Source organism: Vineibacter terrae, assembly GCF_008039615.1.
Classification (GTDB): domain Bacteria; phylum Pseudomonadota; class Alphaproteobacteria; order Reyranellales; family Reyranellaceae; genus Vineibacter; species Vineibacter terrae.
The window spans coordinates 1-23,552 of record NZ_VDUZ01000011.1 but is presented as its reverse complement, the minus strand read 5'-3'; the positions used below and the strand labels follow the sequence as shown (position 1 = coordinate 23,552).

24 protein-coding genes and 1 pseudogene are annotated in these 23,552 nt (G+C 67.9%); 14 read left to right on the top strand and 11 right to left on the bottom strand.

Features of this window, described 5'->3' with window-relative positions:
• Nucleotides 1-101: 101 nt before the first annotated feature.
• A complete protein-coding gene (locus FHP25_RS11700; RefSeq protein WP_147847115.1) occupies nucleotides 102-680 on the bottom strand; it encodes a hypothetical protein in 579 nt (192 codons plus the stop codon).
• 256 nt (nucleotides 681-936) lie between these two features.
• Between FHP25_RS11700 and FHP25_RS11695 the strand changes: the two genes are divergently transcribed.
• Nucleotides 937-1,407, top strand: a complete 471-nt coding sequence (locus FHP25_RS11695; protein ID WP_147847114.1) for a CBS domain-containing protein — start codon at nucleotides 937-939, stop codon at nucleotides 1,405-1,407.
• Between the two features lie 72 nt (nucleotides 1,408-1,479).
• On the top strand, nucleotides 1,480-2,736 hold the full coding sequence (locus FHP25_RS11690; RefSeq protein ID WP_147847113.1) for an adenylate/guanylate cyclase domain-containing protein: 1,257 nt from the start codon (nucleotides 1,480-1,482) through the stop codon (nucleotides 2,734-2,736).
• Between the two features lie 14 nt (nucleotides 2,737-2,750).
• On the opposite strand, the gene FHP25_RS11685 is transcribed toward FHP25_RS11690, so the two are convergent.
• Nucleotides 2,751-4,943 carry a PAS domain-containing sensor histidine kinase gene (locus tag FHP25_RS11685; RefSeq protein ID WP_147847112.1) on the bottom strand — a complete coding sequence of 731 codons (2,193 nt, stop codon included), beginning with the start codon at nucleotides 4,941-4,943 and terminating at the stop codon, nucleotides 2,751-2,753.
• Between the two features lie 366 nt (nucleotides 4,944-5,309).
• Here FHP25_RS11685 and FHP25_RS11680 point away from each other — a divergent pair, with 366 nt between their 5' ends.
• Entirely contained in the window at nucleotides 5,310-5,702 is a 393-nt protein-coding gene (locus FHP25_RS11680) for a response regulator (RefSeq protein WP_147847111.1), read from the top strand.
• Nucleotides 5,703-5,724: 22 nt separating this feature from the next.
• Nucleotides 5,725-6,099 (top strand): response regulator, encoded by a 375-nt coding sequence (locus FHP25_RS11675; protein ID WP_178133469.1) that lies wholly within the window; start codon nucleotides 5,725-5,727, stop codon nucleotides 6,097-6,099.
• Here the strand turns inward: FHP25_RS11675 and FHP25_RS11670 are convergent.
• Together FHP25_RS11670 and FHP25_RS11665 are read right to left on the bottom strand one after the other, a co-directional pair.
• Nucleotides 6,081-6,887: a creatininase family protein gene (locus FHP25_RS11670; protein ID WP_178133468.1), complete on the bottom strand. Its 807-nt coding sequence runs from the start codon at nucleotides 6,885-6,887 to the stop codon at nucleotides 6,081-6,083. The genes FHP25_RS11675 and FHP25_RS11670 overlap by 19 nt on opposite strands.
• A 62-nt stretch (nucleotides 6,888-6,949) precedes the next feature.
• A complete protein-coding gene (locus FHP25_RS11665) occupies nucleotides 6,950-8,446 on the bottom strand; it encodes a hypothetical protein (RefSeq protein ID WP_147847108.1) in 1,497 nt (498 codons plus the stop codon).
• Nucleotides 8,447-8,637: 191 nt separating this feature from the next.
• On the opposite strand from FHP25_RS11665, the gene FHP25_RS11660 reads away from it, so the two are divergent.
• The 5 genes from FHP25_RS11660 (at nucleotide 8,638) to FHP25_RS11640 (ending at nucleotide 14,906) form a co-directional block, all read left to right on the top strand.
• Nucleotides 8,638-9,579 (top strand): hypothetical protein, encoded by a 942-nt coding sequence (locus tag FHP25_RS11660; RefSeq protein WP_178133467.1) that lies wholly within the window; start codon nucleotides 8,638-8,640, stop codon nucleotides 9,577-9,579.
• Nucleotides 9,580-9,670: 91 nt separating this feature from the next.
• The gene (locus FHP25_RS11655; protein ID WP_147847106.1) at nucleotides 9,671-11,059 is read left to right on the top strand and encodes an amidase; all 1,389 of its coding nucleotides are present in this window, start codon (nucleotides 9,671-9,673) and stop codon (nucleotides 11,057-11,059) included.
• Nucleotides 11,060-11,074: 15 nt separating this feature from the next.
• On the top strand, nucleotides 11,075-12,805 hold the full coding sequence (locus tag FHP25_RS11650) for a thiamine pyrophosphate-requiring protein (protein WP_147847105.1): 1,731 nt from the start codon (nucleotides 11,075-11,077) through the stop codon (nucleotides 12,803-12,805).
• Between the two features lie 188 nt (nucleotides 12,806-12,993).
• Entirely contained in the window at nucleotides 12,994-13,761 is a 768-nt protein-coding gene (locus FHP25_RS11645) for an NAD kinase (protein ID WP_147847104.1), read from the top strand.
• Nucleotides 13,758-14,906 (top strand): AbrB family transcriptional regulator, encoded by a 1,149-nt coding sequence (locus FHP25_RS11640; protein WP_147847103.1) that lies wholly within the window; start codon nucleotides 13,758-13,760, stop codon nucleotides 14,904-14,906. Before FHP25_RS11645 ends, FHP25_RS11640 begins: the two co-directional genes overlap by 4 nt.
• A 27-nt stretch (nucleotides 14,907-14,933) precedes the next feature.
• Here FHP25_RS11640 and FHP25_RS11635 read toward each other — a convergent pair whose 3' ends face one another.
• The 4 genes from FHP25_RS11635 to FHP25_RS11620 all read right to left on the bottom strand — a co-directional run bounded on the left by FHP25_RS11635 (nucleotide 14,934) and on the right by FHP25_RS11620 (nucleotide 17,719).
• A complete protein-coding gene (locus tag FHP25_RS11635) occupies nucleotides 14,934-15,575 on the bottom strand; it encodes a polysaccharide deacetylase family protein (RefSeq protein WP_147847102.1) in 642 nt (213 codons plus the stop codon).
• 63 nt (nucleotides 15,576-15,638) lie between these two features.
• Entirely contained in the window at nucleotides 15,639-16,286 is a 648-nt protein-coding gene (locus FHP25_RS11630; protein ID WP_147847101.1) for a hypothetical protein, read from the bottom strand.
• Between the two features lie 15 nt (nucleotides 16,287-16,301).
• On the bottom strand, nucleotides 16,302-17,267 hold the full coding sequence (locus FHP25_RS11625; protein WP_147847100.1) for a PQQ-dependent catabolism-associated beta-propeller protein: 966 nt from the start codon (nucleotides 17,265-17,267) through the stop codon (nucleotides 16,302-16,304).
• Nucleotides 17,268-17,374: 107 nt separating this feature from the next.
• Nucleotides 17,375-17,719: a hypothetical protein gene (locus FHP25_RS11620; RefSeq protein ID WP_218578337.1), complete on the bottom strand. Its 345-nt coding sequence runs from the start codon at nucleotides 17,717-17,719 to the stop codon at nucleotides 17,375-17,377.
• A 68-nt stretch (nucleotides 17,720-17,787) separates the two neighbouring features.
• Here FHP25_RS11620 and FHP25_RS11615 point away from each other — a divergent pair, with 68 nt between their 5' ends.
• The 5 genes from FHP25_RS11615 to FHP25_RS11595 all read left to right on the top strand — a co-directional run bounded on the left by FHP25_RS11615 (nucleotide 17,788) and on the right by FHP25_RS11595 (nucleotide 21,785).
• The gene (locus FHP25_RS11615; protein ID WP_147847099.1) at nucleotides 17,788-18,246 is read left to right on the top strand and encodes a hypothetical protein; all 459 of its coding nucleotides are present in this window, start codon (nucleotides 17,788-17,790) and stop codon (nucleotides 18,244-18,246) included.
• A gap of 134 nt (nucleotides 18,247-18,380) precedes the next feature.
• On the top strand, nucleotides 18,381-18,461 hold the full coding sequence (gene pqqA / locus FHP25_RS42600) for a pyrroloquinoline quinone precursor peptide PqqA (protein WP_147847253.1): 81 nt from the start codon (nucleotides 18,381-18,383) through the stop codon (nucleotides 18,459-18,461).
• 108 nt (nucleotides 18,462-18,569) lie between these two features.
• Nucleotides 18,570-20,372 (top strand): methanol/ethanol family PQQ-dependent dehydrogenase, encoded by a 1,803-nt coding sequence (locus FHP25_RS11605; RefSeq protein WP_147847098.1) that lies wholly within the window; start codon nucleotides 18,570-18,572, stop codon nucleotides 20,370-20,372.
• A 149-nt stretch (nucleotides 20,373-20,521) separates the two neighbouring features.
• On the top strand, nucleotides 20,522-20,941 hold the full coding sequence (locus FHP25_RS11600) for a c-type cytochrome, methanol metabolism-related (protein ID WP_231712300.1): 420 nt from the start codon (nucleotides 20,522-20,524) through the stop codon (nucleotides 20,939-20,941).
• A gap of 7 nt (nucleotides 20,942-20,948) precedes the next feature.
• A complete protein-coding gene (locus FHP25_RS11595; protein ID WP_178133466.1) occupies nucleotides 20,949-21,785 on the top strand; it encodes a substrate-binding domain-containing protein in 837 nt (278 codons plus the stop codon).
• Between the two features lie 36 nt (nucleotides 21,786-21,821).
• On the opposite strand, the gene FHP25_RS11590 is transcribed toward FHP25_RS11595, so the two are convergent.
• From FHP25_RS11590 to FHP25_RS11580, 3 genes and pseudogenes are all read right to left on the bottom strand, one after another.
• Nucleotides 21,822-22,439 (bottom strand): glutathione S-transferase family protein, encoded by a 618-nt coding sequence (locus FHP25_RS11590; RefSeq protein ID WP_147847095.1) that lies wholly within the window; start codon nucleotides 22,437-22,439, stop codon nucleotides 21,822-21,824.
• A gap of 59 nt (nucleotides 22,440-22,498) precedes the next feature.
• Nucleotides 22,499-23,347 carry an S-formylglutathione hydrolase gene (gene fghA, locus FHP25_RS11585; protein WP_147847094.1) on the bottom strand — a complete coding sequence of 283 codons (849 nt, stop codon included), beginning with the start codon at nucleotides 23,345-23,347 and terminating at the stop codon, nucleotides 22,499-22,501.
• Nucleotides 23,344-23,552, bottom strand: a pseudogene (locus FHP25_RS11580) (S-(hydroxymethyl)glutathione dehydrogenase); the annotation flags it as partial. The pseudogene FHP25_RS11580 and the gene fghA, both read right to left, overlap by 4 nt.

Sequence of the window (23,552 nt, the reverse complement as noted above, 5' to 3'; positions counted from 1 at the left end):
CGGCTTAGATGGATGGCGATTGCGGCACGTTGCAGGCATCACCAAGACCGCACGATGATGCCCGGCGAGCGTTGCCCAAATGCAACACTCGGCGTCCGCGCCTACTTTGCACGTGCCGATTCGATCGCCGCGGCGATGTCGGTGTCGCCCAGCGTCTGTCCCTTGGGCGCACAGCGAATGCCGAGAATCGCCCAGGCATGGCCGGCGCCACGATCCGGCCCCGCCTTGCGGAATCCGACGCAGCGCTCACCGCTCTCGCCGGTGAACAAGGCATAGCCGCTGCCTGCGTGCAGGCGCACCTCGGACCAGCCCGTGGCGGCGCGCGCCAGCGGTATGGATTGGCTGAGCTGCTCGGTCAGCGGCCGGCTGAGGCGGACCCAGGACCGGTCGTCGACGCCCTCCATCAGGTACAGATACGTCGTCCCCTCGCCCGTGGTTGCAGTGGCCGTGTAGAACCGATACGTCCCGGGTGAGCCGCCGCCGGGGCTGTAAGTCTGCGTCGCGCGGCAGCGAAAGCCGTCAGCGGCCGCGAGGCGCGACGCGCTGCAATCGACATCGGACCATGCCAGATCCTGCGACAACGCCGGTTGAAGCGTCGCCAGCAGCAAGGCCGCCGACCAACCGGCGATGCGACCCATGCGTTCGCGGATCGCACCATCTGCGCGCTCGTGCATGACCATATTGGGCTCCCTGCTGCCTGTGGCCAGAGCATCAACACGCTCCGGGCGTCCATATGCCGTGCCCATGCGACGCGAGGTCCTTGCGGCACGCTGCGAATGTCAGGCGCATCCAACACTGACCGGCATATGGGCCTGCGCCTCCGAAACTTGCAGGCCTGCCATCGCCGCGCGGTGTCATTTCCGTGACTTTGAAGCTGCGGCCATCGTCTTCACCCCCGGTTCGCCAATGTCTGATGGCAGACCACGGAGGGAAGCCATGAAGCTAGCCGAAGTGATGACCCGCGACGTCGAGACCATCGCGCCGGATGCGTCCCTGCAGGAGGCGGCGCAGCGAATGGAAGAGTTGAATGTCGGCGCGCTGCCGGTGTGCGACGGCGCGCAGCTGATCGGTGTCGTCACCGATCGCGATATCATCGTGCGTGGAGTGTCCGTCGGCGCGCTGCCCGGTGAAGATGTGGTCGCCGATTGCATGAGCGCCGAGCCGCTGTTCGCCTTCGAGGATGAGCCCGTCGAGCACGCCTTGGACCGCATGCGCTCGGCCCAGGTGCGCCGGCTGATGGTGATCGATCGCGACAAGCAGCTTGTCGGCGTCGTATCGCTGGGCGACGTCGCGACCAAGGCGCCGCACAAGGCCCAGGCTGCGGCGGCCCTGCAGGAGATCTCGACGCCCTCCAAGCCCGACCGGCCCACGCGCCCGCCGCGCCGGAAGAAGGAGGCGCGCCCCTAGAGAAGCGGTTGACGGTACTCACCGCGGCGCATCTATGCCATCGTCCCTCGCTCGGACGAAGACAGGAGCCGCATGTCCGTCAAGCATGGAGCACCGCCGGCGCGGGCGGTTGCCGCGCCGCCCGTACCCGACGCTTCCGCGCCAGCCAGCGCCGGCGAGCTGCGGCTGTTCCTCGAGGAGATCTGCTGCGAGCTGGTGCGCGTCCACCATGTCGAGCGCGACGGGCTGACGCCTGAAAGCGTCGAGACGATCCGGGAGGTGCGGCTGGGATCACCTGGCTTGTTCGCTGACATCCGCGTCGCGCCGGCGGCCCAGGCCCCTTATTTCGTCGAGGTCAAATGGGGGTACGACGCCGACGAGACCGTCGAGCGCCTGGCGCGAAAGTATGCGACCAACCCCGACCGGAAATGCCAGCGGCTGGTGGTGGTCACCGATCACGCCGACGGCGCGGCGCGCACGGTGCTGGATGCCGCGCTGCGCCAGCGCCTGTGCCCGACTCTGGCGGTCGAGATCTGGGGCGAGGCCGAGGTGTGCCGCCGCATCGAGGAGTCGTTCGGCCTGCATATCGCAGCGCTCAGCCGCGGCAACATCCGCGCCATCCGTGACTCGATCGTGCGGGCCGAATGGCGCGCCGCGTTCGCCGGCGCCGACGACTACCTGGCGCCGACGCTGCTGTGGCATTTCAGCTCCTGGAGCCTGCGGCGGCTGGGACGCGATCGCGGCCCGCAGGATGTCCTGCGCGCCGGCATCTACCGCGGCGTGGCCGTGGTCATGGCCGATATCTGCGCTTTTTCCAGCTACGTGCGCGACACTCGCGATGAGGCCCTGGTGCGCCAGTCGCTGACCGCCTTCTATTCGCAGGCGCGCCAGGCCATCGTCGAGACCGGCGGCATGCTGGACAAGTTCGTCGGCGATGAGGCCATCGGTCTGTTCGGGTTCCCCGACCGTCGGCCAGGGTACGCCGACGACGCGCTGCGCTGCGCCCGCCGGCTGATCGACATCGGCAACTCGGTCTCCGAGCATTGGCAGAGCCGCATCGACCGGGTGCAGAAATCGCGTGGCGTCCATATCGGCATCGCCATGGGCGATGTGAGCCTCATGCCGCTGCGGGCCTTCTCCACGGCGCATCACGGCTTCATCGGCGATGCGCTCAACATGACGGCACGGCTGATGGCGGCGGCAGGCCCCAGCGACGTGCTGGTGAGCAACAGCTTCTACCAGGCGCTTTCGGGCGAGAGCCGCAAAGGCTTCAAGCCGATCGACCCGGTCGACGGCCGCAATGTCGGCCTCATCCAGTGCTGGCAGCTGCAGAGGCCGGAGGGCCGATAGCGGCGGCGCGTCCCTCAGGCCGCCGGCGCCACCTGGCGCTCGTTCACCGACAGCCGGCCCGCCGATGCCGGCAGGTCGATCTCGAACATGGCCCCGCCGTCGGGATGATTGCGCGCCGACATGGTGCCCGACATCTCGGCGACGATGCCGTGGCAGATCGAGAGGCCCAGCCCGGTGCCCTGTCCCTTGGGCTTGGTGGTGAAGAACGGCTCGAACAGCCGATCGAGCGCGTGCTCGGGGATCCCGGGCCCGTTGTCGCGAACCGACATGTGAACTCGCTTCCTGTCCTCGCTGGCGAGGATGGTCACCTCGATCCGGCCGGGCTGGTGGTCACGCTGCTCCGGCGGCGTCATCTTGATGGCATCGCGCGCGTTGGTCATGAGGTTGATGACGACCTGCTCGAAGCGCGAGCGGTGTCCGAGCGCCTGCGGGCAGGGCTGGCTGCTGACCGCGATCTGCACACCGTCGAGCTTGAGCTGCTCGCCCACCAGGTCCAGCGCGCTTTGCACCGCCTCCGGCACGTCGAACGGCGCCGGATGGTCGTCGCCCTTGCGGGCGTGCGCGCGCAGCTGGTTGATGACCTTGGAGGCGCGGTCGGTCTGATCGGCGATGCGCTTCAGCTTCGACTGCAGGAAATCGGCCATGCCGGCGTCCTGCAGCGGCTCCAGCTCGAGCTCGTCGATCGCATTCTCGGCCGCCATGCGGATCACGGCCAGCGGCTGGTTCAGCTCGTGCGCCATCGCCGCGGCCATCTGGCCCAGCTTCGACAGCTTCGACGCCTCGAAAAGCGCCGTCTCGGCGTTGCGGCGCGCCGTGTCGTCGATGCCGACCAGCACGGCATAGCGCAGGCTGCCGTTGGCCTCGGGCACGGCGTTGGCCGCGAACCTGACGGTGTGCTTGGCATCCCGGCGGTCGGCCAGGGCAACGTCGAACTCGAACGGAAAATCCTCGACGCCGCCGTCGCGGATCGCCGGCTCGACGATCGCCGCCAGCGACCGCGTCTTGCGGTTGGCCGACAGCAGGCTGCCGCTCATCTGGCTGTTGTCCATGCCGATGAGGTCCTCGAACGCGGCGTTGGCACGGACGAGCTGGCCAGTGTTGTCGAGCACCAGCATGTAGGCGCCGGACGCATTGGCGATGGCGCTGACCAGCGCCGCCTCGCGCTGGGCCAGCGCCGCGGCCTTCTCGCGATCGTCGACGTCGCGGATCGTTCCCGTGACGATCTGCTCGCCGGTCGAGCGGTCGGAAAGCCAAAGACGGACCTCGGCGTGGATCGTCTCGCCGGTCGGCTTGGTGTAGAGGATGACCGCTTCCGACTGCACGGCCCCTTCGTGCAGGCGCCGCCGCAGCTCGTTGAGCTGCGCGCGGTTCTCGGCTGGGAACAGATCGTCCAGGCGCATGCCTTCCAGATCGGCCGCCTCGAACCCCAGCAGCTGCCGTGCGGCCGGGCTCGCCTGCGTGATCACGCCGTTGGCCGACAGCTCGAGAACGACGTCGGCCAGCGAGCCAAACAACCGGCTGAGCCGCGCTTCGCGATTGGCCAGCTCGAGCTCGCGATGCTTGAGGTCGGTCACATCGGTGCGCATGCCCACGACGCTGCCGTCCGACAGGACCTGGTTGGAGATGCGCAGCCATGTCCCGTTTGCCAGGCGCACGGACTCGATCACACCGGGCTTGCGCAGCGATGCCTTGCGCCGGGCGATCCAGGCGTCGGGATCCTCAATACCGGTGTACACCCCCAACCGCATGCTCTGGCGCAGATTGTCCTCGTAGAGCGCCCCATAGCGCAGGGCGCCGCCGTTCGCGGTCAGCGTGTCGCGGAACTTGGCGTTGCACAGCACGAGGCGATCGTTGGCGTCGTAGACGACAATACCCTCGGAGGACGCCTCGATGATCTCCGACAGCCGCCGGTCCGACCAGCGGCGCGCCTTTTCGATCTCGATCACGCGCTCGGTCATGCGATGCCCCTGGCGATCGCTCCACCACAGCATCACCAGCAGACAGGCGATGGAGATCGACAGCAGGACCGCGACGTAGGTCGTGGTCGCCTCGACGGGAACAGTCGGCAGGTGGCCTGCGGCTGCCAGCAGCCCGGCGATGCCGCACACGACGGCGAAGGCGATGAACAAGCTGCGGCCGATGCTGCGCAGGCGCCGCACCGAAGGCAGCCGTCGGCGGATCAGGTCCAGGCCGGTGTAGGTCGACATGAGACCTAGCCTCCCATCACCACCGGCATCAGCCCGCCGGAAGCAATCCGATCAGCCAGGGCGTACCAGACACTTGCGGCCATACCCTTTGTCCTAGCGTCAACCGATCCAGCCGCGGGCCGCGCGGCGCCGCTCGCAAGAGCGCGATGTAATGACCTTGTTTTCAATACCGTTTTGTCCACATACATAACATCTAATCAGAAAGAAAATACACATACAGTGTAAATATATACTTCCGGTTGCCGACCAATCCAATATGGAGCCGATTGATCTGACAGGTGACTTCATATTATAGATGCATACGATAGAATTCATTGATTTTTTTCGCCGCCATGCACGTATTGGGCGGGTAGGAGTCATATTATCATGACATCACGGCCGGACGTCCTTGTCGTTGACGACGACCCTTCACAATGCCTGGAGATCGCCGAGTATCTTCACCGGCGCGGATTCGATGTCGTGGAAGCCAATGATGCCGCCAGCGCTCTCCACATCATGGAGACCCGCATGCCGCGGGTGGTGATTTCCGATATCTCCATGCCGGAGGTCAACGGCATCCGGATGACACAGACGGCCACGGCCCACGGGACCCCGACCAAGATCATCCTGATGTCGGGCGACAGCGAGATGGTGCGCGCCGCCAACGTGCAGCATTCCGGCGCGTTCGCGGTCATCCACAAGCCAGTGCCGCTGAAGATGCTCGCGAGCTTTGTCGAGCGTGTCGTGTCGAGCCCCGTTCGAGCTGCCGGCAACGGCTGACCCGCCGGCCATGAGCGCTGCCATGCGCATCCTGATCGTCGACGACGAGTCCTGCATTGTCGACGAGGTCTGCGACTTCCTGCGCCGCCGCGGCCACGAGCCGGTACCAGCCGGCAGCGTCGAGGAAGCCGCGCGCACGCTGGACACCGCCCCGCCCTTCGATGTCGTGCTGACCGACATGAAGATGCCGCAGGGCAGCGGACTGGATGTCCTGCGGGCCTGCAACCGGACACGGCCGCCACGGCCGACCACCCTGCTCATGACGGGCCAGTCCGACGACGGCGACGTCGAGCGCGCCACGGCCGAGGGCGCGTTGTCGGTCCTCTGGAAGCCGCTGTCCCTGCGCCGGATCGTCGAGGCCCTGGCGCTGGTCGAACGCTACCGCGCCGCCGACTGATCGCCGCCGGCGGCCGGCGGTGCGAAGCCGGGCGCGGCGGCGAAGGCGTGCCGCAAGCCGGCCACGATATCGTCGACGATCGCCTCCAGCACCTTCTGGCCCTTGTAGGCCGTGGCACGCGTGGCATCGCCGAACGCCCCGGTGGGACTGAACTCGTCGGCGTCCCCCAGGCCCGGCGACCATGACAGGACGGCGGGACGCGCCAGCCCCGGCGGCATGGCCCTGACGCCGGCATCGCGATTGGCGACACGATCGGGCAGCCGGTCCAGCCGAACGGCGCGGCTGTCCAGAGCCAGCATCATCGAGGTCTCACCCTCGCCGGCATGGCCGCGGTCACGATCGCCGAGCCACGAGTCGGCGGCACACCCCAGGAAGCTCAGATGGGCGGCCACGACCCGCGCGGTGCCGGCGGCATGCAGCTCGCCCAGGACCGCGTTGATCGGCGCCTCGCTCGAGCGGCCTGTATTGAGAAGCGCGATGCGTGAGGCCCCCTGGGCCACGAAGCCGGCGCAGAGCTCGCGCATGAGGGCGGCGAAGGTGGCAGCCGAGAGGCTCTGGCTGCCGGCAAAACGAACGAACGCCGGGTCGTGGCCGAACGGCACCAGGGGCGCGACCAGGACGGGCACGCGCTCGGCGACCCGCCGCGCCAATCCCGCCGCGATGGTGGCGTCGGTGCGCAACGGCAGATGCGGGCCGTGCGCCTCGGCGCCCGCACCGATCGGGATCACCACCGGCATGCCGGCGTCGATGGCCGCCTTGGCCTCGACCCATGTGAGATCTTCAAGCATCGCGCTCTGCATGCGGCCACGGTAAAGCAAATCCACCGGCCGCGCGCCACCAGCGATGCGCCTCAGTTCGCGAGCGGCGGCACCTTCACGGAGGCCTGCCCCGGCGGACCATTGACGATCACCTTGCGGATCGCCGCCAGCGGCGCGGTGTCATCGAGCGCGACCGTCGCGCCGTCGACCCGGACGCCGAGATCGCGCCACAACGCCTCCAGGTCGACCTGCCGGGCCGTGCCGACATAGCGCGCCATGACCCCGGCCATCAGCGGCGCACCCAGCGCCCTGTCGCAACGCTCGACATACATGTCCAGCGTCCAGCGTTCGGTCGGCGTCCCGGGGCCGCCGATACGGCGCGCGCCGCGCAGGCAGTCCTCGATCCCCTTCGCGCCTGACGTGGCGCGACGCAGCTCGATATCGGCCAGCAGGAAGAACAATGCGCCACCCCAATAGGCGCTGCCGCCGGCCATGCCCGAGTCGAGCGCCGGCAGGCCGCGGGGCAATTTCTCGATCCACTCGCGCCAGACCTCGGCTTCGGCTTTCCAGCCGGCACGGGCGCGCATGATGGGCTCGACATAGGTTGCCGCGCCTTCCATGAACCAGGCGGCGTCGCCCAGCAGAAACGGCATACCTGAGCGCACGAGCGCGTGCGGCAGCACCCAGTCGTTCTGCAGGTCGGCGAGGCTGGAGCGCTCGCCGACCTGCACCAGGACGGTGGCGCCGCCTCCAGAGACGATGCGGCCGTAGCCCACGCCGCGGCGCTCGGCGGAAGGCAGCAGCACCACCAGCATCGAGCGGTTGGTGAACCCCTGCCAATAGCCGGCGGCCACCAGCGCGGTGCGCCGCACCCATTCGACGAGATCCTGGCGCGACACCGCGATGTCGCCGTCCAGGATCGCCACGTCGATGACGGCCTCTTCCCCGGCAGGCGTGCCGGCCGGCGGCGGCACGATCACGCGCGCTGTCTGCAGGCGACCGAACAGCGTATAGCCGACGGCACGCACCGTCGTGCCGCGCAGGCGCCAGACACCGTCGCGTTGCGGCAAGCCAGCCAGGAAGATCGTGTCGGCCGGCGTCTTTACCGTGATATCGATCGACGGTGCCGCCACGCCGGCCAGCTGCGGCTCGACCAGCCAGGCAGACGCGATGGCCAGCACCCCCCCGCCACGGGCGACGGCAACACCGACGCTGCTGATCGCGCGCCCGATGATGCCGAGGTCCAGGCGATAGCGCAGCTCCGCCACGCCCTCCCGCGGCGGCACCTGCCAGGCACCCCCGTCGCGGGTCACCGCCTGGTCGGCACCGTCGCGGACATCCTTCATCAGCGCCGCAGTGCCGGCGCCGTCACCGAAGAACCGCACCGTGCCGGCCGAGCGGCAGGCAACCGCCACCGCAAGGACCGGTCCCGCGGGCACGTCTTCGCGCCCGGAGGACATCTCGACGTCGACCTGGGCCGTGCAATCGGGGGCCGTATCGTCCTGCGCTTCACTGGTGCCGATGGCGCTCAGCGTCAGCGCCGCGACGAGCGCGGGAATGGCCAGGAGATGGGCACGGCGGCCGGGCATGCCGCAGAGTAGCGCGGCCCGGCGCGGCGGCCGTGACCGGCCGGGTGTCCTGCGGGACAGTGCCGGCCGGCATGCGTTCGAGCGCTCCTCGGCAAGAGGCCTCAACGCATCGGGCGTGCGCTCCCGCACGGGCATGCTAACGTCAGGCAGTGAACGCGTTTCTTGTCCTCCTCGATCGGATCCTGCTGCTGATGTCGCGCCGGGCCACGTTGTTCCTGCCGTGGTCGCTGGCGCTCGGCTTGATGCTGCAGGATCTCGCCGCCACCCTCAAGCCGCTGGTGGCGCCGCTGGTGGTGGTCTTGCTCGGCATCGCCATGGCACGCACCCACTGGCCCACCTTCCTGGCCGTGCTGCGCCGGCCGTGGCTGCCGCTGGCCATGGTGGTGGTCTCCATGGTGGTGGTGCCGGCAATGGCGGCACCGGTGCTGCGGCACCTGCCGATCGCCCCCGGCCTGGCCTTGGCCCTGGCGTTGATGGCCTGCCTGCCGCCGCTGACGTCCATGCCGGCGGTCGCCGGCCTGCTGGGGCTCGACCGTGCGATCGCGCTTTTCCTGGCCTTGGTGGGAACCGCGCTGACGCCGCTGACCGCGCCGCCGCTGGCGCTGTTGCTGTTCGGGATGGACCTCAAGATCAGCTTTCCGGCGTTCGCGCTGCGCTTGGGCGGGGTGGTGCTGGGTGGCACGGCGCTCGCCGTGCTGCTGCGGTGGGGCGTGCTCCGGCGTGCCCCGCATGCCGCGCCACGCCTGGACGGTCTGGCGGTCGTCACCCTGATGGTCGTCGCCGTCCCGATCATGGACGGGGTGCTGGCCCATCTCGTGAACGAGCCCTGGCGGGTGGCCGGCTTCGTCTTCTGGGGCTTCGTCGCCACGTTCGCCTTCATCGCCGTCACCACCCTGCTGTTCTGGCCGTTCGGCGCCCAGCGCGCCTGCACCGCCAGCTACGGCGCGGGCAGCCGCAACAACGCGCTGCTGCTGGCCGTGCTGCCGGCCACCGCCGATCCCGACTATTTCCTCTTCATCGCCGCCATCCAGTTCCCGATCTACCTGACCCCGACCCTGCTGCAGCCGATGTACCATTGGCTCATCGCGCGCCGATCCGGACAGCCGACTGCATCCGTGAACGAGACTCCATGACGACGGCAACATCCTTGTCCCGCCGATAGCGCTGGACCGCCCCCAGCCGGGGGTCCAGAGTTGGCCACCCGATATGCCATCGCAGCGACAGATGCCCGCACCGCACGACCTGACCGCCCTCGACCTGCTCAAAGCCTACAAGTCGAAGAAATTGTCGCCCGTCGACGTCGTCGACGACGTGATTGCCCATATCAACGCCTGGGAACCGGCGCTGAAGGCCCTCTACGCAGCTGATTTCGAGGGCGCGCGGCGAGCGGCCAAGGCATCGGCAGCGCGGTGGAAGAAAGGCAAGCCGGCCGGCGCGCTCGACGGCGTGCCCATCACCATCAAGGAGAACATCGCCAGCAAGGGCGTGCCGGTGCCGCTGGGCACGGCGGCCACGACGCTGGTCCCTGCCGCCGCAGACGCGCCGCCGACGGCGCGCGTGCGCGAGGCCGGGGCCATCATCCTGGCCAAGACTACGATGCCGGACTACGGCATGCTGTCGTCGGGCCTCTCGAGCTTCCATCCGCTCACGCGCAACCCGTGGGACCTGTCGAAGAACCCCGGCGGCTCCAGCTCCGGCGCCGGCGCCGCGGCGGCAGCCGGCTATGGCCCGTTGCATATCGGCACGGATATCGGCGGGTCGGTGCGCCTGCCGGCCGGCTGGTGCGGTATTTTCGGCCTGAAGCCCTCGCTGGGGCGCATCCCGATCGACCCGCCCTATGTCGGCCGCGTCGCCGGCCCGATGACGCGCACGGTGCAGGATGCGGCGCTGCTGATGAGCGTGCTGTCGCAGCCCGACGCCCGCGACCATATGAGCCTGCCGCCGGCCAGGATCGCGTGGACGAAGCTCGAGCGCGACGTCAAAGGCCTCAAGATCGGCCTGCAGCTCGACGCCGGCTTCGGGCTGCCGCTGGACGGCGAGATCCAGGCTGCCGTCGAGGCGGCGGCGAAGCAGTTCGCCAAGGCCGGCGCCAAGGTGACGGCCATGAAGCCGATCCTGGCACGCGAGATCTTCGACGGGCTGGACAATTTCTGGCGCGCGCGGGCCTGGGACGACATCGTGCGCCTGCCGCCCGAGACACGGGTGAAGATCCTGCCCTTCATCGCCAGCTGGGCGCGCAAGGCGCTGCAGCTGTCGTCGGTCGACGTGATCCGCGGCTTCAACCGCGTCATGGAGATGCGCAAGCTCGCTGCCGCCGCCTGCGCGCCTTACGACTACGTGCTCTCGCCGACCGCGCCGATTCCGGCTTTCGCCGCCGAGCTGCCCTGCCCGACCAACGACTCGTCGCGGCCGCTGGAGCATGTCGGCTTCACCGTGCTGTGGAACATGTCCGAGCAGCCGGCTGCCTCGATCAATTGCGGCTACACCAAAGCCGGCCTGCCGATCGGCCTGCAGATCGTGGGCCACCGCTTCGACGACCTGGGCGTGCTGCAGCTGTCGCGCTGGTATGAGGCGCGCCGACCGGCGCAGCATCCCTGGCCGTCGCCGCCCTGACCGCCATGGCCCGACATGAGCGCGAATGAAACCCGTCAGACGACGGCGCACCACCTCCTGGAGGGCCTGAACGATATCGGCGTCGATTACCTGTTCTGCAACCTCGGCACCGACCACGCGCCGCTGATCGAGGAGATGGCGCGGCGGCGGCGGCTCGGCTTGCCGCTGCCCAAGACCGTGCTCTGCCCGCACGAGAATACGGCGGTGCACATGGCGGCCGGCTATGCCGTCGCCACCGGCCGCGGCCAGGGCGTGCTGGTGCATGTCGATGCCGGCACCGCCAACGCCGCGATGGGCCTGCACAACCTCTCCCGCGCCCGCCTGCCGGTGCTGCTGATGGCCGGCCGCGCGCCCTACACGACCCGCGGCGAGCTGCCCGGCTCACGCGATTCCTATGTGAACTTCGTGCAGGAGCCGTTCGACCAGGCGAGCGTCGTGCGCCCCTATGTGAAGTGGGAATACAACCTGCCGTCAGGCGTCATCGCACGGCAGGCGCTGCGGCGCGCGCACGCCGTCATGCACAGCGACCCCAAGGGCCCGGTCTACCTGATGTTCGCGCGCGAAACGCTGGCGGAGACCTGGCTCGACAGCGAGGCCACCAACGATGCTGCCGATCGCGCCGGCCCCGTGGTCGCGCGCGGCGTCGATCAGCAGACCGTCGAGGCCATCGCCGATCGTCTGCTGGCGGCGCACAACCCGCTGCTGATCACCGCCTATGCCGGCCGCAATCCGGCGACGCCCGATCTCATCGACACCCTGGCCCGCTTCGCCGGGATCCGGGTGATCGCCTTCAATCCGGTTTATCTCAACATCGCGCACGATTCTCCGTGCTTCGGCGGCTTCATGCCCGGACGGCACGTGGCCGAGGCCGATGTCGGCCTGCTGGTGGATGTCGATGTCCCCTGGATCCCGCGCGACACACCCGAGAATCCGGCGACCTGGTGGGCCCATATCGATGTCGACGCCGAGAAGCGCGGCTTTCCGATGTGGGGCTTCCCCGGCCATCTGCGGGTGCAGGGCGACAGCTACCGGATCCTGGCGCAGCTCCTCGAGGTTCTGAAGGCCCGCGCCGGCGCGGCGTTCCGCGTGGCAGCCGCCGCGCGCGTGACGCGCCTCGCGGCAGAGCGCGATGCCCGGCTGGCGGCGGCCGACAAGCTGGCAGCCGAACCCGGCAGCAGCGGGCAGATCAACCCCCACTATCTCTGCGCGGCGATCGGCCATGCGCTGGGGGCCGACGACATCGTGCTGAACGAGGCGATCCGCAATGCGCCCGCCGTCTTCGCGCAGATACCACGCACACGCGGCGGTTCGCTGATCGGGCTGCCCGGCGGCGGCCTGGGTTTCTCCGGCGGCGTCGCGCTGGGCCTGAAGCTGGCGCTGCCCGAACGCACCATCGTGCAGGTCGTGGGCGATGGCACGTTCTATTTCAGCAATCCGCAGTCGATGCTGGCGGTATCACGGCAATATGGCCTGCCGATCTTCGCGGTCGTGCTCGACAACCGCGGCTGGTCGGCCGTCAAGGAAGCGACGCTGCGGGTGTATCCCGACGGCGAGGCGAAAGCGGCCAACGACTTCGAGGCCGAGCTGGCGCCGATGACGGATTTCGCCAAGGTGGCCGAAGCTGCCGGCGCCTACGGCGAGCACATCGAGGACCCGGCGGCCGTCGAGGCGGCCATCCGGCGCTGCCTGGAACAGGTGCGCGGCGGCCGCACCGCCATCCTGCACGCCCGCATCACGCGGCTGTGACGCCGGCGCTCATGCATATGGCACGCATGTGCCTTGCGCCATGACGCTATCCCTTTGGCACGGCGATCGCGTGCGCGTTGCGAAACGAAACCTGAAAATGAGACTTGGCTGGCCTGACACAGCCCCCCGGATATACTGCGCCGCGTCATGAACCGATTCTCCGCTTTCCCGCCATCGCTGGTCCTGCCATGAGCGCGCCGCGCATCGCTTTCGTCGCCGGCCCGACGCCGGATGCGCGCACCGCCCTGACGCGCCTGCGGCAACGCTATGCGTCCGTGCCGGTGGCGCGTGCCGACATCGTGGTCGCGCTGGGCGGCGACGGGCTGATGCTGCACACCCTGCATCGCCTGATGCGCGACGGCACGCCGATCTTCGGCATGAACCGCGGCACGGTGGGCTTCCTGCTCAACACCTATCGCGAAACCGGCCTGCTGCAGCGCCTGCGCAACGCCAAGCAGGTGACGCTCAATCCGCTGATCATGCAGGCGACCACGGTGGGCGGCCGCAAAGCCGAGGCGCGTGCCATCAACGAGGTGTCGCTGCTGCGCCAGACCCGCCAGACCGCGAAGATCGCGATCTCGGTCGACGGCAACCGGCGGCTGGAGGAGCTGGCCTGCGACGGCGTGCTGGTCGCCACGCCAGCCGGGTCGACCGCCTACAACCTGTCGGCCCATGGCCCGATCCTGCCCTTGGGCGCCGGCCTGCTGGCCCTGACCCCGATCAGCCCGTTCCGGCCGCGGCGCTGGCGCGGCGCCATCCTGCCGCGCAGCGTGCAGGTCACGTTCGACGTCATGGAACCGACCCGCCGGCCGGTCAGCGCCGTGGCTGACTTCACCGAGGTGCAGGACGTGGCGCAGGTCACCGTCATGGAGGACAGCAACCACACCCTGACCCTGCTGTTCGACCCCGAGCATCACCTTGAGGAGCGCATCCTCAAGGAGCAGTTCCAGCCGTGAGCACGGCCGAACGCGCGGCCACGGGCGGATCGGAGCCGCCGGACCTGCCCGCGGCCACCGGCGGCACGCGCGGCTTCATCGGCCATGCCGGGTGGCGGCCGGTCCTGCTGGCGCTGGCGATCGGCGCGGCCGGCGGCCTGAGCTTCTTCCTCCTGCGCATGCCGCTGGCGTGGATGATGGGCGCCGGCGTCGCCTGCACGATCGCGGCGATGTCGGGCGCCCGGATCGGCGTGCCCAACAAGCTGCGCCAGGTGATGCTGGTGGTCCTGGGCGTGCTGCTGGGCAGCGGCTTCTCCCCTGACATGCTGCAGCAGATGCCGCGCTGGCTGGTCACCATGGCCGTGCTGATCGTGGCCACGCTCGTGAGCGGCAGCCTGATCTATGCGCTGCTGCGCCGCATCGGCGGCTATGAAGCGAACACGGCGTATTTCTGCGCCATGCCCGGCGGCCTCAATGAGATGACCATGCTGGGCACCGCCTACGGCGCCAACGAGCGGGTGATCGCGCTGATGCACGCCGTGCGCATCCTGGCCGTCGTGCTCACGATTCCGGTCTGGTACCGTCTGATGTACGGCACCATGAGCTCGGTGTTCCAGGCCGGCAGCCGGGCGACGGACCTGACCCTGGGTGATGTCGCTATCCTGATCGCGTGTGGCGTGGTCGGCGCCTTCACGGCGCGGCGCGCCCGCATGCCGGCAGCGATGATGTTCGGCCCGATGCTGCTGAGCGGCGTCATCCATCTCACGGGCGTCACAGCCTCGCGGCCGCCCGGCGAGCTGGTGGCGCTGGCCCAGGTGGTGATCGGCTCGGCGATCGGCTGCCGTTTCGTCGGCGCCGTGCTGCGCAAGGTGCTGCGCGACATCGGCTACGGCCTGGTGTCGGCGCTGCTGCTGATCATGCTCGCCGTGGCCTTCGCATGGCTTGGCCATAAGCTTACCGGCCTGCCGACCGACGACATCATCCTGAGCTACGCGCCCGGCGGCTTCGCCGAGATGAGCCTCGTGGGCCTGGCGCTCCATGCCGATATCGCCATGGTCGCGACCCACCATCTGTTCCGGATCTTCGTGGTCGTGATGGGCGGCGGCCTCCTGTTCCGCACGCTGCTGGCGCCGCGGCTGACGCGGATCGCGCCGCCCGCGGGATGATGGCGCCGCGAGGGATGACAGGCTCGGCTACGCCGTGATGGCGTCGATCGGCGCTCGGATCGCGCCGCGTCGGATCGGCACGCAGGCATCGGGGAAATCCTGCCGGAAATCGTGGCCGGCATCCTTGGCCCGCGACAGGAACACATCGAGATGGCGCATGGCGCCGTTCGGCAGATCGTGCAGCACCACGACTGTCCAATCCTGAGCGGCGCACTGGCCGAGCGCGGTCTCGACCCAGCCATCGGGGTCCGCGAAGTCGCGCGGGATGGCGTTCCACAGCACGCAGCTGAATTCTCCCCGCGTCAAATGGTCGACGACACGCCGGTTCAGCAGCAGCGGTCCGATATTGCCGCCGCCGCCGAATGGCCGGAACAAGCGATCGGGATGTGACAAGGCGCCGATCTCGGCCTGCGTGCGGCCGATCTCGGCCATCGCGCCGTCACCGTCCTCGCGCTGGCCCAGGGGAACCGAATGCGTCCAGGTGTGATTGCCGATCCAATGCCCCTCGATGGCGGCGCGCTCGCTGAGCGCCCGACGGCCCGGCGCCGCCAGTTTTTCCCCGATGACGAAGAAGGTGGCCTTCAGGTGATGCCGCGCCAGCACGTCCAGAACCTGCGGCGTCACCTCGGGCTCGGGACCGTTGTCGAAGCTGAGGGTGACGGTGGCCACGAAAGCACCTCGCATGTCATGCCGCCCGGCGATCATCGCCGCCGGCCCGCAAGGGCGCAAGGATCAGTTTCCACCGCCCTTGTCGAGCTCCTCTGACAGGACACGCGACAGCGCGAACAGCCGGCGCTCGATCACCGCCGGCTGCTCGCAGACGAGCGGCAGCAGCTTCTCGCGGTCGTCGAAGATGCGCGCCCGCCATGTCATCTGCGCTTCCAGATCGGCACGCCGTTCGCGCACCTTGGCATCTGTCGTCTTTGGATCGAGCCCGTCGAGCTCACGTCGCACCGCCTCGATCCTTTCCGCCAGCAGCGACTGGCGGGCGCCGTAGCGCTGAATGCCGCGAATGATCGTGCCGCGCTCCGTGTTCAGGCTCTCGAACAGACCCGCGAAGATCTGTGTGGCGGTGCCCCGCCGATCATCCTTGACGGCCGCCAGGAAGCGGCGGATCTCGGCCGTCGCCTCGTCCACCGGCATCCGTCGCGGCGCCACGCGCTGCACCAGAACCATCACGGCCGGCATCTCCCGCCACGTCGTCGCGGCCTGCGCCGGATCGGGGCCGCTCCACATGGCCCCCACCGAGAGCTCCGGCTGCAGGACCTGCACGCAGGGCCAGTCGGCTTCCTTCGGTTGGCCCATCGCCGCACCGGCAGAGGCAAGCGCCATGGCGCCGGCGACCCACAGAACCCAGGCGGCACGTGCGACCGGCATCATGCTCTGCCCTCCATGTCAGCGGATCGCGACGCCCCAGGGCAGCTCGCCGACCGTGATCGACTTGACGACCTTGCGCTTCCCGACATCGATCACCGAGATGTCGTTGGAGGCGCCGTTGGTCGACACCAGCAGCTTCTGGTCGGGCGTGAAATCGAGCTGCCAGACACGTTGTCCGACCAGCAGATAGCTCTCCACTCTGTAGGTCGCGGTGTCGACCACGGCGACACGGTTGGCGGGCCCGAGGGCGACGAAGGCGGTCTTGCCGTCGGCGGTGATGCGAACGCCGACCGGCTGTATGGCCGGCTTGCGCACACCGGGGATCTCGAACGTGATCTTGTGGACGACCTTGCGCGTGGCGACGTCGATGACGCTCACGGTGCCGCCGATCTCGGCCGACACCCAGACCTGCTTGCCGTCAGGCGTGAACTCGGCGAAGCGTGGCCGGCTGTCGACCAGCACGCTGCCGGACACCGCCAGCGTCTTGGTGTCGATGAAATGCGCCATGCTGGTCGTCTCGGATGTATTGACCAGCCAGTGGCCGTCGGGGCTCACGCCCATGCCCTCGGGCTCGACCCCGACCGGTATCTCGGCCTCCATGGCGCCCCGCTCGACGTCGAGCACCGTCACCATGTTGTTGTTCTCGTTCGCCACGTAGAGCCGCCTGCCGTCCGGCGACAGGACGAACAGCTCCGGATCAGGCCCGCTGGGCAGCGTGCGCACGACCTTGAGGCTGGCCAGGTCGAGAACCTCCACATGGTTGGCGTCGCTGGTGCAGATATAGAGGAGCTTCTTGTCCTTGCTCAGCGTGACGCCGCGCGGACGCCCGCCGACGCGCACGGTCTGGATCACCTCCAGCCGGTCAAGGTCGACGACGCTGATCGTGTTGCTCTTCTCATTGGAGACATACGCGGTCGATGCCGACGCCGAGACGCTGGTCAGGCTCAGCGCTGTCGCGAGCGCGACTTTGGCGACAACGCTCATGCTCCACTCCTCCGGTAGCCATGACCGCCGTGCTGCGGGCGATGTCCTCGATACCGTGCTGCCGGCTGGGCTGGAAATGCGACTAAGGTCGAAGAGCCGGCACCGGATCAGAAGCAGCGGAAGTCGGCCTCGACCTGCGCCAGCCGCAGCTCGTCCACCTTCACCTTCAGCGCCTTGGTGTTGCGGAACAGCGTCGCCTGCGCCCCCATGGTCTGCTGCATCCGCATGATCGTTTCGGCCTGCTCGTAGGTTTCATAGGGGATGATCGAGGCAATCGCGTCGATGCTGCAGGAGCAGCGTCGCAGCATGTCCTGCGTCTCGCCGTTGCTGGCCATGCAGCCGATCACGTAATCGACGATGACCGGTGTCGGGTAGTCGCCTGCCCGGGCGCTGCCGACTGGAAGGACGATCGTCAGAGCCGTCAGGCTCAGCGCGAAACGGTACGCGATCATACTGATGCCACCGTGTCAGACTGTGCTCGATCGGCTAATGAGACCAGACCGATATCGCGAGGTCAATCATGATTGGCGCGCAAGCCCTGGCGCAGCTCGTGGCGTCGCTCCTCGTGACCATAGCCGGCTACACCGGATACGCCATTCCCGGTGAGCCGCCGACCGTGCGCTTCGTGACGCATGCGGTGCTCGATCAACGCGCCTGCCAGCGCCCCTGCCCGGTCCTCGCCTTCACCACCACGGGCGGAGAGATCCTGCTCGACATGCGCCTCGAGGTCGGTGTCGATGCCGCGGCCACCAGCATCCTCGTGCACGAGCTGACACATTTCCTGCAGCAGGCCGGCGGCGCCAGCCCGACGCCGATCACCTGCGCAACCTGGATGGCGCGCGAGCGCGAAGCCTACGACGTGCAGTACTGGTGGCTGCGCGCCACGGCGCCCAATGTCCGCGGTCTGTCAGAGAGCCTGACCAGGCTTGGCCCCCATCCGGCGCTGCCATTGTGCCGCGCCGGCGCGGCGAGCGACTAGTCGCTTCGGGCGCAGTCGCGATTGCACCGCGCCTGCTCGATATAGGCCCAAAGTAGAATTCAACTAGCTGACGGAACGGGCATCATGGCGCAGGCCGTTGCGCGCGCGTGCAACCGGGCCCTGAGGAGACTCCGATGAAAACATGGAGAAAGCCGAGGATCGAGGAAATCGCAGTAGGCCTCGAGATCAACGCTTACGCCTGCGCCGGGTTCTGATCGAGCCGCAAAGCGCCTGTCGATGGCGGCGTGCACGCCGAGACAGGTGCGATCGCATTTCGGGTTGAACCCGCAGCAGCTCACGACCAACCAATGGGAGGAGAGGCAATGCCCAGACAGCTATGCGTTTCGGTGTCTGCTTGTGCCCTGGCTGTTGCCCTGACGTCGCAACCGGCCGTTGTCTTCGCCAACGATGACCTGATGAAGCTTGCCAAGGACCCGAACCAGTGGGTCATGCCGGCCGGCGACTACGCCAACACGCGCTACAGCGCGCTCGAGCAGATCAACAAGACCAACGTCAAGAACCTGCAGGTCGCCTGGACGTTCTCCACCGGCGTCCTGCGCGGCCACGAAGGCGGCCCCCTGGTGATCGGCGACATGATGTATGTCCACGCGCCGTTCCCCAACACGGTCTTCGCGCTCGACCTGAAGAACGGCGGGCAGATCGTCTGGAAATACGAGCCCAAGCAGGATCCCAACGTCATCCCGGTGATGTGCTGCGACACCGTCAACCGCGGCGTCGCCTACGGCGAAGGCAAGATCTTCCTGCACCAGGCCGACACAACCCTGGTCGCCCTCGACGCCAAGACCGGCAAGGTCGAATGGTCGGTCAAGGACGGTGATCCAAGCGCGGGCGAGACGGGCACGTCGGCGCCGCTGGTCGTGAAGGGCAAGGTCCTGATCGGCAACAGCGGCGGCGAGTTCGGGGTGCGCGGCAAGGTCACGGCCTACGACATCAAGACGGGCAAGCCGGCCTGGGTCGGCTGGTCGATGGGGCCCGACTCAGACACCTTGATGGACCCGCAGAAGACCACAGCGCTGGGCAAGCCGGTGGGCAAGGACTCCGGCACCGCGACCTGGCAAGGCGATCAGTGGAAGATCGGCGGCGGCACCACGTGGGGCTGGATCTCGTATGATCCGGAGCTCAACCTCGTCTACTACGGCACCGGCAATCCCAGCACCTGGAACCCGGTCCAGCGTCCCGGCGACAACAAGTGGTCGATGACGATCTTCGCGCGCGATGCCGACACCGGCATGGCGAAGTGGGTCTACCAGATGACGCCGCACGACGAATGGGATTATGACGGCGTCAACGAGATGATCTTGGCCAACCAGAAGATCGGCGGCCAGGATCGCAAGCTGCTGGTCCATTTCGACCGCAACGGCTTCGGCTACACGCTCGATCGCGCCACCGGCGAGCTTCTTGTCGCCGAGAAGTTCGACCCCGCGGTCAACTGGGCCACGAAGGTCGACCTCAAGACCGGCCTGCCCGAGCGCGTCAAGAAATACTCGACCGAGGCATCCGGCCAGGACGTCAACACCAAGGGCATCTGCCCGGCGGCGCTGGGCAGCAAGGACCAGCAGCCGGCCGCGTTCTCGCCCAAGACAGGCTTGTTCTACGTGCCGACCAACCATGTCTGCATGGACTACGAGCCGTTCAAGGTCGCCTATACGGCCGGCCAGCCCTATGTCGGCGCGACGCTGAGCATGTTCCCGCCGGAAGGCAAGACCAACCTCGGCAACTTCATTGCCTGGGATGCCACGACGGGCAAGATCAAGTGGTCGATCCCCGAGCCGTTCTCGGTGTGGAGCGGCGCGCTCGCCACCGCCGGCGGCGTGGTGTTCTACGGCACGCTGGAGGGCTACCTCAAGGCGGTCGATGCCGATACCGGCAAGGAGCTGTACCGGTTCAAGACCCCGTCCGGGATCATCGGCAACGTCAACACCTTCACGCATGGCGGCAAGCAGTATGTCGCCGTGCTGTCGGGCATCGGCGGCTGGGCCGGCATCGGCATGGCCGCGGGGTTGACGGGCGAGACCGAAGGCCTCGGCGCCGTCGGCGCCTACAAGGCGCTGTCGCAGTACACCCAGCTTGGCGGCGCCCTGACAGTGTTCGCGTTGCCGAACTGAGCTCAGCCATGGGGAGGCGGCCGCGCGTCGCCTCCCCGCTCCTGCGCCATCCCCCCGATCGCCTGTCTCGAAAGAGGATCAGGATGAGTTGTCGTCGTTCCACCTCTGCGTTTGTCGCAGCAAGCCTGATCGCGATCGCAACATCATCGATGGTTATCGCCCAGACCGAAAACAAGCCATCCGCCGACGAGGAGAAGCCCTACAGCATCGCCGCCGACGGCACGGTCGATTGGTCCACGTTCAACGGCTACCGGCGCTACCATGCTTCCTGCCATGTCTGCCACGGGCCGGACGGGCTGGGCAGCAGCTTCGGCCCCAACCTGACCGACTCGCTGAAGACCATGCCTCAGGAGCAGTTCATGGAGGTCGTGGTCAACGGCAAGCAGGACCGCGAGAAGAAGATGCCGGCGCTGGGCACCGACCGCAATGTCATGTGCTACATCAACGATATCTACGCGTACCTCAAGGCGCGCTCCGATGGCGCGATCGGGCGCGGCCGGCCCGCCAAGTACGGAAAGAAGTCGGAGGAGGCGGCACAGGCCGAAGCGAACTGCATGGGAACCGACTAGGTGTTCCGTGGCGAAATGCATCTTCGTCCCCATCGCGCGGCCGGTGATCGCGGCCTTGCTATGGTCGTGCCTGACCGTACACGCATCGTCGCAGACGCCGGCTGAAACGCCGGACCGGTCGGCGCTGCGGGTGTGCGCCGACCCGAGCGGCCTGCCCTTCTCGAACGACAAGGGCGACGGGTTCGAGAACAAGGTCGCCGAGCTGCTGGCCCGCAAGCTGGGCGTGCCGCTGCAATACACCTGGTATCCGAACTCCGTCGGATTCCTGCGCAACACGCTGCGTGCCCGCCGCTGCGACCTGGTGCCGGGCATCGTGAGCGGCGCGGAGCTCGTGCTGAGCACCAATCCCTACTATCGCTCCAGCTATGTCATGGTCACGCGCCGCGCCGACGCGCTCGGCATCGACTCGATCGGCGATCCCAGGCTCGCCGCCTTGCGCATCGGAGTCACGGCCGGCACGCCGCCGGCCGATCTCGTGGCGCAGCGCGGGCTGATGGCACGGGTGCGGCCTTACCACCTGCAGGTCGACACGCGGGCCGAGGCGCCGGGCAAGCAGATGATCGATGACCTCGCGGCCGGTCAGCTCGACGTGGCGATCCTGTGGGGACCGATCGGCGGATATTTTGCGCGCCAGCACGGCGACACGATGCAGGTGTCGCCGTTGCTGAAGGAGCCCAAGTCGACCCGCATGTCCTTCCACATCGCCATGGGCGTGCGTCCGGGCGAGGCCGAATGGAAGAACACCGTCAACCAGCTGCTCCAGGACGACCAGGGTGCCATCAACGACATCCTGCGCGCCTACGGTGTGCCGCTTCTGGATGCGCGCGACAATCCGTTGCCGTAGGCTCGCGAAGCGACCGATCCGACGATGCTTTCCTCGTCACGCGGCAGCCGGCAGCGCCGCAATGCCCGGCATCGGGATGAAGCGTGGAATCTGTTTCATCCCGTCGATCCAGCGCAGGATGTTGGGATAGGGGCTGAGCGAGATGCCGCCCTCGCCGGCCATCGCCGTGTAGGGGAAGCAGGCGATGTCGCCGATGGTCGGGTGGTCGAGCTCCAGGAAGCGCCGGCCGGCGAGGTGATCGTTCAGGATCGTGAACGTCGCGTTGGCACGGGCCTGCAGCGCTTCGAGGTTGAGCGGGTAGTTGAGGATCTTGACCAGGCGGGCGCCGGCCGCGCTCATCACCTCGTTGCCGCCGGTCGACAGCCACTGATTGATCCGCCCCATCGCCTCGGCGTCGTTGGGATACCAGTAGTTCGCCGTGTCGTACTTGCGGGCGATATAGACCATGATCGCCTGGGCATCACGCAGCAGCAGGTCGCCATCCTTGAAGATGGGGATCTCGCCGAACGGATTGAGCTGCGTGTATTTCGGGGACTTGTGCTCCTTGTTGATGAAATCGACCGTCACCTTCTCGTACGCAACGTCGAGGATGTTCAGCAGCATCCTGACCTTGTAGCAGCTTCCGGAAAGCTCGAAGTCGTATAGCGTGATCATGCGTCCCTCCCGTCTCACTTCTCCCGATGGCCGCGGATGCGGCATCGAGCTTCTCGCGCTCAGGCGGCGTTCAGCGCCGCGGCGTGATGGCCGATGTGGTCGGCCATGAAGGTCGAGATGAAGTAGTAGCCGTGGTCGTAGCCGTCGTGGCGCCGCAGCACGAGCGGCTGCCCCGTCTTGCGGCAGGCGGCTTCGAAGAGATGCGGGTGCAATTGCTGCTCGAGGAACTGGTCATCCATCCCCTGGTCGATCAGGATCGGCGGGCAGCGCCCACCCGCCTCGACCAGGGCCGTCGCATCCCAGGCTGCCCAGGCGCCACGATCCGACCCAAGATAGCGGCTGAAGGCCTTCTCGCCCCACGGACATCGCGACGGCGCCGCGATCGGCGCGAAGGCCGACACCGACCGATAAAGGCCGGCGTGGCGCAGCGCCGCGACCAGCGCCCCGTGTCCGCCCATGGAATGGCCGAAGATGCCCAGCCGGTCACGGCGCGCCGGCAGATGCTGCGTCACGAGCGCCGGCAGCTCCTGCGTCACATAGGCGTGCATCCGGTAGCCGTCGCGCCAGGGCGTTGCCGTCGCATCAAGGTAGAAGCCGGCGCCGAGTCCGAAATCCCAGCTTTCATCATCGCCCGGATAGCGGCGGTCGCGCGGACTTGTATCCGGAGCCACCAGCATCAGCCCGGCCTCTACCGCCGCCTCGAATGCTGCGGCCTTGATCATGAAGGTTTCTTCCGTGCAGGTCAGGCCGGCGAGATAGAACAGCACCGGCACGGGCCGCTGTGCCGCCTGCGGCGGCACGAACACGGCGAACCGCATCTCGCCGCCGACTTCCGTCGACTTGTGCCCGTAGAATCTGACCTCGCCAGCGTAGCATCGGTGGCGGCTGCGAAGCGTCGGCGCGGTCACGTGTAGGCCACCACGGCGCGGATCGACTTGCCTTCATGCATCAGGTCGAACCCCTCGTTGATGCGCTCCAGCGGCAAGAGATGCGTGATCAGGTCGTCGATGTTGATCTTCTTCTCCATGTACCAGTCGACGATCTTCGGCACATCCGTGCGCCCCTTGGCGCCGCCGAACGCCGTACCCTTCCACACCCGGCCCGTCACCAGCT